This is a genomic window from Streptomyces sp. NPDC056361 (assembly GCF_042262805.1).
Lineage (GTDB): Bacteria > Actinomycetota > Actinomycetes > Streptomycetales > Streptomycetaceae > Streptomyces.
Genome location: NZ_JBHJQI010000027.1, coordinates 13,376 through 29,392, shown reverse-complemented (window position 1 = coordinate 29,392; position 16,017 = coordinate 13,376). Strand labels below are relative to the sequence as shown.

The 16,017-nt window shown below is 72.9% G+C and carries 13 protein-coding genes; 9 read left to right on the top strand and 4 right to left on the bottom strand.

Annotation, left to right across the window (positions count from 1 at the left end; all coding sequences use genetic code 11):
- The first annotated feature begins 2 nt into the window (after positions 1-2).
- The 5 genes from pucL to ACFCY7_RS11680 all read left to right on the top strand — a co-directional run bounded on the left by pucL (position 3) and on the right by ACFCY7_RS11680 (position 6,444).
- Positions 3-926 (top strand): factor-independent urate hydroxylase, encoded by a 924-nt coding sequence (pucL, locus tag ACFCY7_RS11700; RefSeq protein WP_376483572.1) that lies wholly within the window; start codon positions 3-5, stop codon positions 924-926.
- Between the two features lie 74 nt (positions 927-1,000).
- Positions 1,001-2,419: a nucleobase:cation symporter-2 family protein gene (locus ACFCY7_RS11695; RefSeq protein ID WP_376483570.1), complete on the top strand. Its 1,419-nt coding sequence runs from the start codon at positions 1,001-1,003 to the stop codon at positions 2,417-2,419.
- Positions 2,420-2,467: 48 nt separating this feature from the next.
- A complete protein-coding gene (locus ACFCY7_RS11690) occupies positions 2,468-3,856 on the top strand; it encodes an 8-oxoguanine deaminase (protein ID WP_376483568.1) in 1,389 nt (462 codons plus the stop codon).
- A 405-nt stretch (positions 3,857-4,261) separates the two neighbouring features.
- Positions 4,262-5,611: a nucleobase:cation symporter-2 family protein gene (locus ACFCY7_RS11685; RefSeq protein WP_376483626.1), complete on the top strand. Its 1,350-nt coding sequence runs from the start codon at positions 4,262-4,264 to the stop codon at positions 5,609-5,611.
- Positions 5,612-5,670: 59 nt separating this feature from the next.
- On the top strand, positions 5,671-6,444 hold the full coding sequence (locus ACFCY7_RS11680) for an aspartate/glutamate racemase family protein (protein ID WP_376483567.1): 774 nt from the start codon (positions 5,671-5,673) through the stop codon (positions 6,442-6,444).
- Between the two features lie 112 nt (positions 6,445-6,556).
- Here ACFCY7_RS11680 and ACFCY7_RS11675 read toward each other — a convergent pair whose 3' ends face one another.
- On the bottom strand, positions 6,557-7,234 hold the full coding sequence (locus ACFCY7_RS11675) for a hypothetical protein (protein ID WP_376483565.1): 678 nt from the start codon (positions 7,232-7,234) through the stop codon (positions 6,557-6,559).
- A gap of 131 nt (positions 7,235-7,365) precedes the next feature.
- Here ACFCY7_RS11675 and ACFCY7_RS11670 point away from each other — a divergent pair, with 131 nt between their 5' ends.
- From ACFCY7_RS11670 to ACFCY7_RS11660, 3 genes are all read left to right on the top strand, one after another.
- Positions 7,366-8,337 (top strand): fibronectin type III domain-containing protein, encoded by a 972-nt coding sequence (locus ACFCY7_RS11670; protein WP_376483564.1) that lies wholly within the window; start codon positions 7,366-7,368, stop codon positions 8,335-8,337.
- Between the two features lie 210 nt (positions 8,338-8,547).
- Positions 8,548-9,636: a hypothetical protein gene (locus ACFCY7_RS11665; protein WP_376483562.1), complete on the top strand. Its 1,089-nt coding sequence runs from the start codon at positions 8,548-8,550 to the stop codon at positions 9,634-9,636.
- 175 nt (positions 9,637-9,811) lie between these two features.
- Positions 9,812-11,620, top strand: a complete 1,809-nt coding sequence (locus tag ACFCY7_RS11660) for a hypothetical protein (protein ID WP_376483561.1) — start codon at positions 9,812-9,814, stop codon at positions 11,618-11,620.
- 23 nt (positions 11,621-11,643) lie between these two features.
- On the opposite strand, the gene ACFCY7_RS11655 is transcribed toward ACFCY7_RS11660, so the two are convergent.
- The 3 genes from ACFCY7_RS11655 to ACFCY7_RS11645 form a co-directional block, all read right to left on the bottom strand.
- Entirely contained in the window at positions 11,644-12,789 is a 1,146-nt protein-coding gene (locus ACFCY7_RS11655; RefSeq protein ID WP_376483559.1) for a GDSL-type esterase/lipase family protein, read from the bottom strand.
- 219 nt (positions 12,790-13,008) lie between these two features.
- Complete coding sequence (aceB, locus tag ACFCY7_RS11650; protein ID WP_376483557.1) at positions 13,009-14,631, bottom strand: malate synthase A; 1,623 nt, start codon at positions 14,629-14,631, stop codon at positions 13,009-13,011.
- 226 nt (positions 14,632-14,857) lie between these two features.
- Entirely contained in the window at positions 14,858-15,472 is a 615-nt protein-coding gene (locus ACFCY7_RS11645; protein ID WP_376483555.1) for an NTP transferase domain-containing protein, read from the bottom strand.
- Between the two features lie 196 nt (positions 15,473-15,668).
- On the opposite strand from ACFCY7_RS11645, the gene ACFCY7_RS11640 reads away from it, so the two are divergent.
- The gene (locus ACFCY7_RS11640; protein ID WP_376483553.1) at positions 15,669-15,989 is read left to right on the top strand and encodes a DUF5955 family protein; all 321 of its coding nucleotides are present in this window, start codon (positions 15,669-15,671) and stop codon (positions 15,987-15,989) included.
- Positions 15,990-16,017 lie beyond the last annotated feature (28 nt).

Sequence of the window (16,017 nt, the reverse complement as noted above, 5' to 3'; positions counted from 1 at the left end):
ACATGCCCACGATTCTCGGCCAGAACCAGTACGGCAAAGCAGAGAACCGCGTCGTCAAGATCACGCGGGATGGCGCCACCCACCACATCAAGGACCTGAACGTCTCCGTCGCCCTCTCCGGCGACCTCGACGACGTCCACCTCACCGGCTCCAACGCCCACTGCCTCCCCACCGACACGACGAAGAACACCGTCTTCGCGTTCGCCAAGGAGTACGGCATCGAGTCCGCCGAGCAGTTCGGCATCCACCTCGCCCGCCACTTCGTGACGAGCCAGGAGCCGATCAAGCAGGCGCGCATCCGGATCGAGGAGTACGCCTGGGAGCGCATCGCCTCCTCCGACGCCAACTCCAAGTTCATCGGCGCCGACGAGGTCAACCACTCCTTCGCCCGCAAGGGCCAGGAGACCCGCGTCACCCAGATCACCTACGACGGCGAGAAGTGGGAGGTCATCTCCGGCCTCAAGGACCTCGTCGTCATGAACTCCACCAACTCGGAGTTCTGGGGCTACATCAAGGACCAGTACACGACGCTGACGGAGGCGTACGACCGCATCCTGGCCACCCAGGTGTCCGGCCGCTGGCGCTTCAACTGGACCGACGACGACCAGCGCATGCCCAACTGGGAGCGGTCGTACGAGCAGACCAAGAAGCACATGCTCGAAGCCTTCTCGGAGACGTACTCGTACTCCCTCCAGCAGACGCTGTACCAGATGGCCACGCGCATCATCAACCACCGCTCGGAGATCGACGAAGTCCGCTTCTCGCTCCCGAACAAGCACCACTTCCTCGTCGACCTCGAGCCCTTCGGCCTCAAGAACGACAACGAGGTCTACTACGCCGCCGACCGCATGTACGGCCTCATCGAGGCCACCGTCCTCCGCGACGGAGCCACGGCGCTGATCCCGGTCGACATGACCAACCTCTAAGCGGCATCCGCGTGACCGGCCCCGCCCGCCCGCAGTCGGGCGGGGCCGGTGCACCGGACCGGAGGGAACAACCCATGGCACAGCCTGCAAAGGGGCCGGCAACCGCCGAAGGCCCGTGTTCCACCCCGCCGTCCACCACCACCCCGGCCACGGCCGAGTGCCACCCGGTGGACGAGAAGCTCCCCGCCTCGCGGCTCGTCCCCGCGGCACTCCAGCACATCGCCGCCATGTACGCGGGCGTCGTCACCCCTCCGCTGATCATCGGCCAGGCGGTCGGCCTGGACGCCGCCGGAATGACCCGGCTCATCGCGGCAAGCCTGCTCATCGCCGGCTGTGCCACCATCCTGCAGACCCTCGGCATCGGACGCTTCGCCGGCAACCGGCTCCCGTTCGTCAACGCCGCCTCCTCCGCCGGAATCGCCCCGATGCTCGCCATCGCCGAGACCAGCGCCCCCGGACACCAACTCCCCGCCATCTACGGCGCGGTGATGGTCGCCGGAGTCTTCTGCCTCGCCGTCGGACCCTTCTTCGGCAAGCTCCTCCGCTTCTTCCCGCCGCTCGTCACCGGCGTCGTCATCACCCTCATCGGGGTCACCCTGATGCCCGTGCCCGTCGGCTGGGCCCAGGGCGGCGACAAGACCGCCGCCGACTTCGGCGCCATGAAGTACCTCGCACTCGCCGGCTTCACCCTCGTCGTCATCCTGCTCTTCCAGCGCTTCGGCAAGGGCTTCGTCAAGCAGATCGCCCTCCTCCTCGGCCTGCTCATCGGCACCCTCGCCGCGATCCCCTTCGGCATGGCGGACTTCGGCGCCCTCCGCGAGGCACCCGTCGCGGCCCTGCCCGCGCCCTTCGCCTTCGGCGCACCCGAGTTCCAGCCCGCCGCGATCCTCTCGCTCTGCATCGTGATGCTGGTCCTCATGACCGAGTCCAGCGCCGGCATGCTCGCCCTCGGCGAGATCTGCGAACGCCGCAGCGACGGGCGGACCATCACCCGCGGCCTGCGCACCGACGGCATCGCCACCCTGCTCGGCCCCGTCTTCGGCGGCTTCCCGACCTCGGCCTTCGCCCAGAACGTCGGCGTCGTCTCGCTGACCCGGGTCCGCTCCCGATACGTCGTCGCCGTCGCCGGCGGCGCCCTGATCGTCCTCGGCGCCTTCCCGGTCCTCGGCGCGGTCGTCTCCACGGTCCCGATGCCCGTCCTCGGCGGCGCCGGCATCGTCCTCTTCGGCTCGATCGCGGTCAGCGGCATCCGCACCCTGTCGGAAGCCGGACTCGACGACAGCTCCAACATCATCCTGGTGGCCGTCGCGCTCGGAGCGGGCATCATCCCGCTCGCCGCTCCCACCTTCTACGCCGACTTCCCGGCCTGGGCGCAGACCGTGCTCGGCTCCGGCATCAGCGCGGGCGCGCTCGTCGCCGTCCTGCTCAACCTGTTCTTCCACCACCTCGGCACCCGGAGCCGTCACACCGCTCCGGCACTCAAATCCTCCTAGGGTCCTGCCGTGCCCACACCACCACAGAGGAATGAAGGAACCACCGCCATGGCAGCACCTTCGGCAGCCCAGCGCATCGTCATCGAGAACGCGGCGATCGCGACCGTCGACGCGAACGACACCGAGTACGCCTCCGGGTACCTCGTCGTCGCCGACAACAAGATCGAGTCCATCGGCGCCGGCAAGGCGCCCGAGGGCCTGGAGAACGTGGTCCGACGGATCGACGCCACCGGCCACCTGGTGACGCCCGGTCTGGTCAACACCCACCACCACTTCTACCAGTGGATCACCCGGGGTCTGGCCACCGACCACAACCTCTTCAACTGGCTGGTCGCGCTCTACCCGACCTGGTCGCGCATCGATGAGTCGATGGTCCGCGTCGCCGCGCAGGGCTCCCTGGCGATGATGGCCCGCGGTGGTGTCACCACGGCCATGGACCACCACTACGTCTACCCGAAGAACTCCGGCGACCTCTCCGGCGCCATCATCGGCGCCGCCTCCGACATGGGCGTCCGCTTCACCCTCGCCCGCGGCTCGATGGACATGAGCGAGAAGGACGGCTTCCTGCCGCCGGACTTCGCGGTCGAGACCACCGAGGGCGCGCTCGCCGCGACCGAGGAGACGGTGAAGAAGTTCCACGACGCCTCCTTCGACGCGATGACCCAGGTCGCCGTCGCCCCCTGTTCCCCCTTCTCCATCTCCACCCAGCTGCTCAAGCAGGGCGCCGAGCTGGCCCGCCGGCTCGGGGTGCGGATGCACACCCACGGCTCGGAGACCGTGGAGGAGGAGAAGTTCTGCCACGAGCTCTTCGGCATGGGCCCGACGGACTACTTCGAGTCCACCGGCTTCCTCGGCGAGGACGTGTGGATGGCGCACTGCGTCCACATGAACGACTCCGACATCGCCGCCTTCGCCCGCACCGGCACCGGCGTGGCGCACTGCCCCTCCTCGAACGCGCGCCTCGCCGCCGGCATCGCCCGCGTACCGGACATGCTCAAGGCGGGCGTCCCCGTCGGCCTCGGCGTCGACGGCACCGCCTCCAACGAGTCCGGCGAGCTCCACACCGAGCTGCGCAACGCGCTCCTCATCAACCGCCTCGGCGCCCACCGCGAGGCCGCGCTCAACGCCCGCCAGGCCCTGCGCCTCGGCACCTACGGCGGCGCGCAGGTCCTCGGCCGCGCCGACAACATCGGCTCCCTCGAAGCCGGCAAGCTCGCCGACTTCGTCCTCTGGAAGATCGACGGCCTCGGCCACTCCTCGATCGCCGACCCGGTCACCGCCGTCGTCTTCGGCGCCGCGGCCCCGGTCACCGCCTCCTTCGTCAACGGCAAGCAGATCGTCGAGAACAACCGACTGCTGTTCGCCGACGAGGAGCAGATCGCGCGCGACGCGCGCGCGGAGGCACAGCGCCTGGCCCGCATCACGGCCCAGAGCTGATCCTCCCCACGGAGTCCGACCGAGGGGGACGGCCCTCGGTCGGTCGCCGCGGACCCGAGCGGGGTCCGCGGCAGCCGGACCGGGCGGTGCCGTACGCAGAAGACGTACGGCACCCCCGGGACGGTGAAGCGTGCCCGCACCCCCACCGGGCAGCCGCCCCGTCCGGCACCCGCCCCACCCCGCACCTCGCCCCGTCCGGCGCCTCGCATTGCCCCGCACCTCGCCCCGTCCGGCACCCGCATCGCATCGCACCACCTCCTTGACCCCCTCGTCGCCGCCGACGTGTAACCGACCGGAGGAACCGCCGTGGCCGCCACGCCCCAGGTTCGCAATGCACCAGACGAAGGCTCCGCCCCCGAAGACCGTGAGAAGCATCCGGTCGACGAGACGCTGCCCCCACTCAAGATGGCCACCAGCGGCCTCCAGCACGTCGCCGCCATGTACGCGGGCGTCGTCGCCCCGCCCCTGATCGTCGGAGCGGCCGTCGGCCTCTCCGGCACCGAACTCACCTTCCTCACCGGAGCGAGCCTCTTCACCGCGGGCCTCGCCACCTTCCTCCAGACGCTCGGCGTCTGGAAGATCGGCGCCAAGCTGCCGTTCGTCAACGGCGTCACCTTCGCCGGCGTCGCACCGATGCTCGCGATCGTCGACACGACCGACAACAAGGCCGACGCCCTCCCCGTCATCTTCGGCGCGATCATCGTCGCCGGACTCCTCGGCTTCCTCGCCGCGCCGTGGTTCTCCCGGCTCGTGCGGTTCTTCCCGCCGGTCGTCACCGGCACCGTGATCACCCTCATCGGCGTCTCCCTCCTCCCGGTCGCGTTCGGTTGGGCCCAGGGGCCCAACCCCAAGGCCGAGGACTACGGTTCGACGACCTTCCTCTCGCTCGCCGGCATCACGCTCGTCGTGGTCCTGCTGCTGCGCCGCTTCACCCGCGGCTTCCTCAAGCAGATCGCCGTCCTCGTCGGCCTCGTCATCGGCACCCTGATCGCCATACCCTTCGGCGTCACCGACTTCTCCCCGGTCACCGAGGCGGACATCGTCGGCTTCCCGTCCCCCTTCCACTTCGGCGCCCCGCAGTTCGCGCTGGCCGCGATCATCTCCATGTGCGTGGTCATGCTGGTCTCCATGACGGAGTCGACCGCCGACATGCTGGCGCTCGGCGAGATCGTCGACCGGCCCGCCGACGAGAAGACCATCGCGGCCGGACTGCGCGCCGACACCCTCGGCTCGGCGATCAGCCCGCTGTTCAACGGCTTCATGTGCAGCGCCTTCGCCCAGAACATCGGCCTGGTCGCCATGACCCGGATCCGCAGCCGCTTCGTCGTCGCCTGCGGCGGCGGCTTCCTGGTCCTGATGGGCCTCTCCCCGGTCGCCGCCTCCCTGATCTCGGTCGTGCCCCGGCCCGTCCTCGGAGGCGCGGGCGTCGTCCTCTTCGGCTCGGTCGCCGCCAGCGGCATCCAGACCCTGGTCAAGGCCGGCCTGGAGAAGGACAACAACGTGCTGATCGTGGCCGTCTCGCTGGCCGTCGGCATCATCCCGATCACCAAGCCGGACTTCTACCACGCCTTCCCGGAGACGGCCCAGATCATCCTGGACTCCGGCATCTCCACCGGCTGCGTCGCGGCCGTCCTGCTCAACGTGGTCTTCAACCACCTGGGCCGGCGACAGGACGACGACGACGTCACCGCCCCGATGGAGCCGGGCGACGAGATCTCCGGCAGCCACACGGCGAAGGCGGCGCACGCCCACTGAACCCGCACCTCGCCCCACCGCCCGCCCCGGTCCCCGCGCACGCCGCGGGGCCCGGGGCCGTGGTGCTGATCAACCCCAACACCTCCACCGCCACCACCGCGATGATGACCACCATCGCCCGCCGCACCCTCGCGAACCTCCTCGACGCCGGCACCCACGCGCCCGGCGCCGACGCAGCGGGCGCCCATGCCCTGGGCAACGACACCCAGGACCCCCACGCTCTCGCCCCCGGCCCCCGTGCCCTCCTCGCCCACCCCGCCCGCACCCTCTCCGTGCGCGGCGTGACCGTCTCCCGCGGACCCGGCATGCTCACCGACCCCGACGCCCTGCGCGCCGCGGCCCCCGAGGTGCTCGCGGCGGGACTGCGCGCCGTGGCCGACGGCGAGTGCGCCGCGCTTCTCGTCGCCGCGTTCGGCGACCCGGGGGTGGAGGAGCTCCGGGCGGCGACCGGTGTGCCCGTGGTGGGGCTGGGGGAGGCGGCGCTCGCCGAAGCGGCCGCGGGCGGCACCCCGTTCGGCATCGCGACCACCACGCCGCTGCTCGCCGACGCCATCACCGAGCGCGTCGCGGCGCTCGGCCTCGCGGACCGGTACACGGGCCTCCGGCTCACCGCAGGCGCCCCCGAACGGCTCTCCGCCGACCCCGCGCTGCTCCTCGACCGGCTGGAAAGGGCGGTCCGCGCCTGTGTCGAACGCGACGGCGCGCGGGCCGTCGTCATCGGCGGCGGCCCGCTCGGCGAGGCCGCCGAGGAACTCCGCGCCCGCTGCGCGGTCCCGGTCGTCGCCCCGATCCCGGCGGCGATCCGCGCGATCACCCGTCCGCCGGCCGCGTGAACCGCCGCGATCACCTGCCTGCCGGCCGCCTGAACAGCCGCGATTACCTGTCCGCCAGCCGCCTGAACAGCCAGGAGCCGCGTCCTCCGGACGCCCCCGCGGGGCCGCCCGCTCACCGCTCCACCGCGATCCGGCGGCGGCACTCGGGGGCCAGCGCCGGGTAGGCGGCGGCGATCGACTCGTACAGCCGCCGGCGGAGCAACCGCTCGGCCTCGCCGCGGCCGGTCGCCCCGTACAGTCCGTCGAGCAGTGCCTCGTACCGTGACAGGGCGTGCCGCAGGTAACTCACCTGCCACCGCACCAGCGAGCCGGCGGGAGGCCCGCCCGGAGCCTCGCCCGGGGGCGCGGACGGGGGCGCGGACGGCGGCGGTGTCGCGGGACTTCGCCCCGTCGTCCGACCCGCCGTCGGGCCGGTCGTCCGGCCCGTCGTCCGGCCCGTCAGGAGCTGCCGGTGGCGGACGGCCCGCCGCTCCAGTTCGGGCCAGGGCAGCCGGGGCACCTCGATCGGTTCCGCGCGGATCGCGGCGAGGACGGCGGACCGCCGCCGCTCGGCGTACACCGCGGCGGCGGCGGAGCGGGCCGGCGACAGGACCGAGGTCTCGGCGAACTCGGGGGTCCGCTCCACGGTCTCGATCCGGGCCAGGAGGTAGAGCCGGACGGGCGTGAGGGACCAGCGGCGCGGGTCGCGCCCCTGCACGTCGGGCGTGCCGAGCAGGTCCCGCACCATCGCGTCGGTCCAGCCGCGCCGGCGTACCCCGGCGAACGTCACATAGGTCGTACGGTCCGTCATGATTCCCCCAGAAGTGATTACGGAGCGTGACGATTCCAGTGAAGCGCACCCCACTGACAACGACCCCTTGCCGAGGCGGGCCCGACTGTGCGATATAGGTCTGGACCTTTTCGACGGACGGAGGCCGGCCCGTGCAACGCCCGCTCGCCACAAGCCTGTTGACTTCACTCGGGCTCGCCCTGGCGCTCGCCCTCACCGCCTGCTCCGTCGCCGCCGCACCCGCGGCGAAGGACACCCACGCCCCCAGCACCCCCGCCGGAGTCACCGCGACCGCCGGCAGCGCCAGTACCGTCCACGTCATGTGGAGCGCGGCCACCGACGACCGCGCCGTCACCGGCTACGCGGTCTACCGCGAAGGCCGCAAGGTCAAGGACCTCCCCGCGACCACCCTCATGACGGACGTCGTCGGCCTCACCCCCGCCAGCCCCCACACCTTCACCGTCCGCGCCCGCGACGCCGCCGGCAACGTCTCACCCGCCAGCGCCCCCGTCACCGCGACCACCCTCCCGGCCGCCGCCGAGGACCGCACGCCCCCCAGCGCGCCCGCGGCCCTCCGCGCCACCCCCGACGGCAGCCGCGCCGCCACCCTCCGCTGGACCCCCGCCCGGGACGACACCCGGGTCACCGCGTACGACGTCTACCAGGCTGACACCCGCATCCACACCGTCCCGGGCACTGCCACCACGGCCCACCTCACGGGCCTGCGCCCCGGCACCGCCTACGCGTTCACCGTCCGCGCCCGCGACGCCGCCGAGAACTCCTCCGCCGACAGCGCCCCCGCCGACCTCACCACCGCCCCAGCCCCGGGCGCGCCCCCCAACACCGCCCCCAAGGACCTCACCGCCACCGCCGCCAAGGGCGAGATCACCCTCACCTGGACCCCGCCCGACACCGGCGCCCCCGTCACCCACCACGAACTCCACCTCAACGGCCGCTTCGCCACCACCATCATCTGGGGCACCACCCCACCCCCCGGCCGCGCCACCTACACCTTCCCGGTCCCCGACCCCCCGGGCACCCGCTACACCGTCACCCTCCGCGCCCAACTCCCGGACGGCACCTGGGGCGACTTCTCGGCACCGAGGACGGTCGTCGTCCGCTGACCGCGACGGACCGAGACGCCCGACCCCTCACGCTCCGGGACGCCCGACCCCCACGCTCCGGGACGTCCGACTCCACGTTCCCGGAGCCGAATCCACACCCCGAGTCGCCCAACTCCCCCAACCTTGGCCGAAATCGCACCCTTTCGCCGCCTGCCGTCGCCCCGCACCCTGCGAACAGGGGACACGACAGGCTGCTGGGGGGGCGCGCCGATGACCGATCCGACGACCGAGCCGATCTACGTACCCGCACTGCCCGCCCGGCGGAACGCCCTCGCCGCGTACGGCGCGCTGGCGCCGGACGTCCGCGCGGCGGTCACCCCCCTCTGGACCGTCCCGCCCCGCGTCGGCCCCCAACGGACCCCGGGCCATGGGCGGCCGCACCCGCCCGACCCCGACGCGCTCGCCCTCGGCAGCCATGTGCACCGCGTCCTGGCCGGGATCGCGCGGGCGCAACGCGACCGCCCCGCCTGGGTCGACACCCGCCACGTGGAGAGCGGGCCCCGCGCGTTCGCCACGGGCCCGCCCCCACTGCGGCCGGTGACCGGCACCGAGCGCGCCGCGTGGCAGCAGGTGGCCTGCGCCGAAGCCGCCGCTGCGGGCGGCGGCGGTCTCGGCGTGCGGGTGCGCCCGTCCCGCGCCGTCTCCGACGAGCGGTGGGCGGAGAACGTCGTCCGCCTCCTGCACCGGATCGCTTTCGCGCGCTGCCCCGTGGACCTCCTCCTCGACCTGGGACCGGTCGACGACACCGACCACGGCGCACATCGCCGGGCGCTCCACGCCCTTGATCTCCTCGGGCCCCTCCACCCCTGGCGCTCCGTCGTCCTGCTCGCCGGCTCCTTCCCCCGTACCCGCCCCGAGGGGTACGGCGCCGCCCTCACCGAGACCGGACGCGCCGACCGCGACCTCCGCGACCTGCTGCGTCACACCAACGGCGGGCTCGGCCCGCAGCCCGTGTACGGCGACTACGGAGCCCACGACCCGGCGAGCGCCGACCGCGTCTCGGACACCGGAGACGACCCCTTCCGCGGCGCCGTGCGCTACACCACCACCCGCACCTTCCTCGTGGGCGAGGTGCGCGCCGACGGTCCCGACCACCACCTCACCGTCCGCGCGCACGCCCGGGACATCGTCGACACCGCCGACTTCAGAGGCGCCGCCTACAGCCGCGGCGACCGCTGGCTCCAGGCCTGCGCGGACGGCAGCGGCCCGCCCGGCACCGCCCACCCGGACGCCTGGATCTGCGCCGGCCACCTCCAGCACCTCACCCACGTGGCCCGCGAGCTCCGCCGAAGCGGCTGAGCCCCCCCCGGCCCCCGACCCGCACCGCCCCTCGATCCGCACGCCCCGACCCGCACCGCCTCCCCGCCCCACACCGCCCCCCGACCCGCCCGCCGACAGACGCCCCGCAGGACGACACACCTGCCCCGTGCGCCTTGCCGCCCGGAACGACCGGCCCGGAACTACCCTGGGAAGCGTGGCCGAGACCGTACTCACCAACACCGGGCTCGACAGGTTCCTCGAACTCCTCGACGGAACACCCGAGCGCCGGGACCCCGTGTTCACGCGTGCCGCCGAGGCGGTGCTGGGACTGCTCGCCCTCCGAGGGGCCGACCGCGGCACGGGGGTGCCGGAGCCGACGCCCGGGCTCGTGCGGCAGCTGCTCGTGGAGGACCTGCCGACGTTCGTGTACGCGCCGCCCGGCGAACTGGCGGCCTATCCGGCCGTCCTCGGGGCGCTCGCGGCACGGTTCGACGGAGGGCGCGGGGAGCGGGTCGCCGCGGTGGTCGCGGAGGCGGGGCCCGACTTCGAACGGGCCATGAACGACCCCGGGAACCTGACCTGGCACCGCTGGTACGCCGCGCTGCTGCGCAACTGCGGCACCGACCTCGCCGACCCCGAGGACGTACGGCGCAGGCTCGCCGCCCTGGACGGCGCGCCGCTGCCCGACGGCGTGCACCGGGCCGACCTCATGGGGCGTACGGCGCTGGCGGACGTCCTCCTCGCGGAGGCGCTGACCCGGGCGTACGTGCGGGACGCCGAGGGGCAGCCGGCCGCGGGGCCGCTGCTCACGGACCACGCCGTCGCGACCGGCATCGGGCAGGTGGCCGCCGCGCTCCAGGACCGGTGGACCGCCGCCGGGCTGGCCGAGCAGCTCGCCGGGCCGTACGCGCGGTTCGCGCCGGGGCCCGACGCCTTCCCGCACCTCGTCCTCGCCGACGCGCTCCTCGACGAGCACCTGGACTACTACGGGGACCCTGCCGCCCCCGTACCCCCGCCGCCCGCCATCGAGACCGGGCCGGGACCCGGAGCCGTGGAAGCGGACGCGGACGCCCTGATCGCCGCCGTCGAGGAGCTCGCCGAGGAGGAGTTCGAGCCCTACGGGGGCGAGGCTCCGCACCTGCTGTACGTGGTCTACCAGCGCGGCTGCGCCGCGGAGTCCGTCGCGCGCAAGGCCGCCGAGTACGAGGACTGGGCCGTCGACCCGGCCCTGGAGGACCTGCCCGTAGCGGTGCCGGACGAGGCGGCGGAGGCGTACACGACCCCGCCGCTGCCGGAACTCGTCCGGCTCCTCGGCACGGCGGACCTGGACGAGGCCGACCGGGCGCGGCTCGAAGGGCCCGCCCGGGACCTGGCCGCGGCCGTGGACCGGCTGGCCGCCACCGGCCTGGTGTTCCGGGGCGGCGACGCCTTCGGGCTGACCCCGCGCGGTGCGGGCGTCGTGCGCTACCTCCTCGGGGTGCGCGGGATCACCGCGCCCGACGCCGCCCAGGCCGCCGCGTGGAGCGCGCCGGTCATGGTCGCCGCCGCCGAGGGCTGGCCCGCGGGCGTCGCCGCGCGCGTGCTCGCCGACTGGCTCCACGCGCGCGGGGACACCGCCGAGGCCTGGTCCGCTCTGCTCGCCGCGCTCGGCACCGTCCATGCCGGCACGGCCGACGCGGCCGCCGTACGGGGCCTCTTCGTCGTCCTGGACACCGCCGCCGCCCCGGCCGACGCCCTGCGCGGAGCCCTCCGAGACCCGGTCATCGGCGCGTACGCCCTCCAGGCCCTGCGTGACCGCGACGAGCTGGCGGACGCCATCCAGGTAGGGACCTCCGCCCGCGCCCTGTACGTCCTCGACGCACTGCCCGGCAAGAAGGGCCCCCTGGAGTCCCGCCGTACCGCCTTCGACGAGGCGGCGGCGGCCTGGCCCGGCGGTTCCGCCGCCCTGGTCAGGGCGATGGCGGCGGCGGACCGCCACGAGGCCGAGCGGGTCCTCGGCCCGCTCGGCATCACGGTGATCTGATACGCCGGTCCGTCCGGTGGGCCTCAGCCCGTCGTGAGGTACATCCCCGAGGCTCCCGACCCCGCCGTGTTCCGGCAGCTCCGGTTCCCCGTCGGGACGGCGTGGATGAGCGAGAGGCAGCGGCCGAGGGCCTGCTGGCCGTAGGCGTTGGGGTGCATCGACTCCTGGACGAGCCCCTGGGTGCTCTGGCTGTCGATCCAGCGCGCCCACTCGCTCGTCGTCGCGGACGCCGGAACCGTCGACGTCACCTGCTTGCTCGCCTTCGCGCACACCTCACGCCCCTGGAGCGCGTCCCGCAGGTCCATGAACTGCACGCCCTTCGCGGTGGCGACGCCCTTAAGCCGGTTGGCGAGCTGGGGGACCAGGGAGTCCCGCGCCCAGTCGGAGTCGGCGTTCCAGAAGGGGCAGCCGCCGGTGTTGGTACGGGACCAGCCGCTCTCGCCGTACCGGTTGTCGGCGGCGCGGGGGATGGGCGAGGGGTACGACTGGAGGACGATCCGGTAGTCGGATGCGGCGTATCCGGCGGCGGTCATGACCGCCCGGATCTCGTCGACGGACTTGGCGACGTCCGCCATCACGCCGTCGATCTTCGCGTCGACCTCGGCCTGCTGGTCGTCGTGGCAGTACGAGTACCAGACGATGTAGTCCTTCGCGCAGGTGGCGATGATGTCGGCGAAGCCGAGGTCGTTGCCGCCGATGGAGAGCGCGATGAGCTCCACGTCGTTCGCGGCGGCCACCGCCGCGAGCTGGTCGGCCTGCGGGGACTCGCCCTTGTAGGCCTGGCCGCCCTGGGAGGCGCGGATGACGTTCTTCGTGGTCGCCCCGGAGCAGGCGAGGTTGATCATCGAGCTCGCGATCGGTCCGGCGCTCTTCACCTCGGCGGTGTCCGAGCGGTGGCACCCGCCGACGGTGGACCCGTACACCCGGGACGGGTCGTAGCCACTGCCCGTCCAGGCCCGGTCGGTGCCGTTGCGGCTGCCGGAGTTGGTGAGGCTGTTGCCCAGCCACCGTCCGGCCTCGCCGGAGATGTAGCTGTCGCCCATGGTGACGACGGCGGTCGGGCCGGTGCCGGGCGCGGCATGAGCGGACGGGGCGGCGACGGAAGCGAGCCCGGCGGCGGTACACAGTGCCAGGAGTGCGCGCAGCGCACGGTGGGGGGACGAAGGCATGGCTGTGCTCCTGCGGTACGCAGTGATGTGGGGGACAGCCGCCGGCGCCGGTGACATGGCGGAATCTGACACGTCCCGGCTTATTACCGCTAGGTAGCTGCATATCTCGGTTCCGTCACGTCCCCTGGTACCCCACAGGCCCCACAGGTCACACAGCAGAGCCCCGCCCCCGGAGCTGTGCGTTCACCGGGGGCGGGGCTGTGCGGGGTGGTGCCGAGGTCAGCCGACCAGCTGCTCGTACGCGGGGAGGGTCAGGAAGTCGGCGTAGTCGGCGTCGAGGGAGACGTGGAGGAGGAGGTCGTGGGCTTGCTGCCACTTGCCGGCCGCGAAGGCCTCCTCGCCGATCTCGGCGCGGATGGCGGCGAGTTCCTCGGCGGCGACCTTGCGGGCGAGTTCGGGGGTGGCGGTCTCGCCGTTCTCGAAGACGACGCCGGCGTTGATCCACTGCCAGATCTGGGAGCGGGAGATCTCGGCGGTGGCGGCGTCCTCCATGAGGTTGAAGATGGCGACGGCGCCGAGGCCGCGGAGCCAGGCCTCGATGTAGCGGGTGCCGACCTGGACGGCGCTGACGAGGCCGTCGTAGGTGGGCTTGGCGTCGAGGGAGTCGATCGCGATGAGGTCGCCGGGGGCGACGGAGACGTCCTCGCGGAGGCGGTCCTTCTGGTTCGGCTTGTCGCCGAGGACGGCGTCGAAGGAGGCCATGGCGATCGGGACGAGGTCGGGGTGGGCGACCCAGGAGCCGTCGAAGCCGTCGCCGGCCTCGCGGTCCTTGTCGGCCTTGACCTTCTCGAAGGCGACCTTGTTGACCTCGGCGTCCTTGCGGGACGGGATGAAGGCCGCCATGCCGCCGATGGCGTGCGCGCCGCGCTTGTGGCAGGTGCGGACGAGGAGTTCGGTGTAGGCGCGCATGAACGGGGCGGTCATCGTCACCGCGTTGCGGTCCGGCAGGACGAACTTGGCGCCGCCGTCACGGAAGTTCTTGACGATGGAGAAGAGGTAGTCCCAGCGGCCCGCGTTGAGGCCGGCGGCGTGGTCGCGGAGCTCGTAGAGGATCTCCTCCATCTCGTACGCGGCCGTGATGGTCTCGATGAGGACCGTGGCGCGGACGGTGCCCTGCGGGATGCCGACGTAGTCCTGGGCGAAGACGAAGATGTCGTTCCAGAGGCGGGCCTCCAGGTGCGACTCGGTCTTCGGCAGGTAGAAGTAGGGGCCCTTGCCGAGGTCGATCAGGCGCTGGGCGTTGTGGAAGAAGTAGAGGCCGAAGTCGACGAGCGCGCCGGGCACCGGGCGTCCGTCGAAGGTGAGGTGGCGCTCCTCCAGGTGCCAGCCGCGCGGCCGCATGACGACCGTGGCGAGCTGGTCGGCGGGCTTGAGGGCGTACGTCTTGCCCGAGCGCGGGTCCGTGAAGTCGATCTTCCGGGCGTACGCGTCGATCAGGTTGACCTGGCCGAGGACCACGTTCTCCCAGGTCGGCGCCGAGGCGTCCTCGAAGTCGGCGAGCCAGACCTTCGCGCCGGAGTTGAGCGCGTTGATCGTCATCTTGCGGTCGGTCGGGCCGGTGATCTCGACGCGGCGGTCGTTCAGGGCCGCCGGGGCCGGCGCGACCTTCCAGGAGTCGTCGGCGCGGATCGCGGCGGTCTCTGGGAGGAAGTCCAGGGTGGACGTACGGGCGATCTCGGCGCGGCGCTCCGCCCGGCGGGCGAGGAGCTCGTCCCGGCGCGGGGTGAACCGCCGGTGCAGCTCGGCGACGAAGGCCAGGGCGGCCTCGGTGAGCACCTCCTCCTGACGCGGCAGGGGCTCGGCATCGACGACGACCAGGGGGGACGGCGCTGGTGCGGACATGAACTGTCACTTCCTTCAGCGGACTTCACGGGCGGTGCCAAGCGGCCGCCGGGCGTCACGGGAGGGCACGGAGTGCCGCGGGCGCCGAGATACGGCCGCGAGCGCCCTCTGAACTAGCAGGCGCTTCTGAACAGTGGATACTAGTTTCCTCATGGTGGAAGTTCAATGGTTTGTTGATGTCGAGATTCTCCGGATCGACAGACCATGGCGCTCGGTGCCAACCCGTTCACTCCAGGTGCGAGAGGTCCGCCTCCGTGTCGATGTCGTAGGGCTCGGCCACATCCGAACAGTCCACCGGCGTGATCGCATCCCGATGCGCCGCCAGATAGTCCCGTGCGCCCCGGTCGCCCACGGCGCCCTCGGCGATGCCCGCCCAGTGCTCCGCGCCGAAGAGCACCGGATGGCCCCGGTGCCCGTCGTACGAGGCCGCGACCAGCGAGTCCCGGGACCCGTACGCCGCCCGTACCCGGGCCACCGCCTCGGCGCCGATGCCCGGCTGGTCGACCAGCATCACCAGGGCCGCGTCCACGCCTCGCGGGTCCGCCGCCAGTGACGCGAGGCCGGCCCGCAGGGAGGAGCCCATGCCCTCCTGCCACTCCGGGTTCTCCACCACCACGCACCCGTCCAGCTCCGCCCGCTCCCGTACGATGCCGGCCGACGCCCCGAGCACCACGTGCACCACGGAGCAGTCGGCCGCCCGCAGGACCCCCACCGCGTGCTCGACCAGAGGGCGCCCGCGATGGGTCAGGAGTGCCTTGGGGCGCCCCCCGAGCCGCCTGCCGCCCCCGGCGGCGAGGAGGAGGCCGGCGATGAGCGGGGTTCGATCTTCTGCGGTTGTCATGAGGACTGCATACCTCATGCGGCGGAATGACACGGTCGCCTGAATTCCGCCCACCAAGGGTGGCGCGCCGGGGTGGCGAAGGAGTTAACTGGCCCGCGGCTCGCGGCGCCCGACCGTCGTTCGGCGGGTCCGTCCGGAGTGCTCGGAGTGTTCGTCGTACGGAGTTCTGCGCACAGTGTCGTGCGGGGGGAGAACCATGTTGCGAAGCGTGGGGCAGAGGCGAGTGACCGGCGAGGGCGTGGACCCCAGGGTGGCCGAACTGCGGTCCGCCGTGTCCCGGCTCAGGCGGGAACTGGCGAACCACCGGGCCGAGTTCGCCGACCGCGGCATCGCCGAGGACGAACTCGCCGCGCTGGACGCCATGGCACTCAGCGGCGCCCCCGAAGTACGGCGGCTGCGCCGCTCCCTGCTCCTCGTCGCCGGGTCCGTCGGCTCGGTCAGCGCCCTCGCCGAAGGCCTCGCCGGCGTCCGCCGCGCCATCGAGCTCTTCGGACCGCCCGGGGCGGGCCAGGCCTGACCGGATCGCCCGGCCGCCACGCCGGACC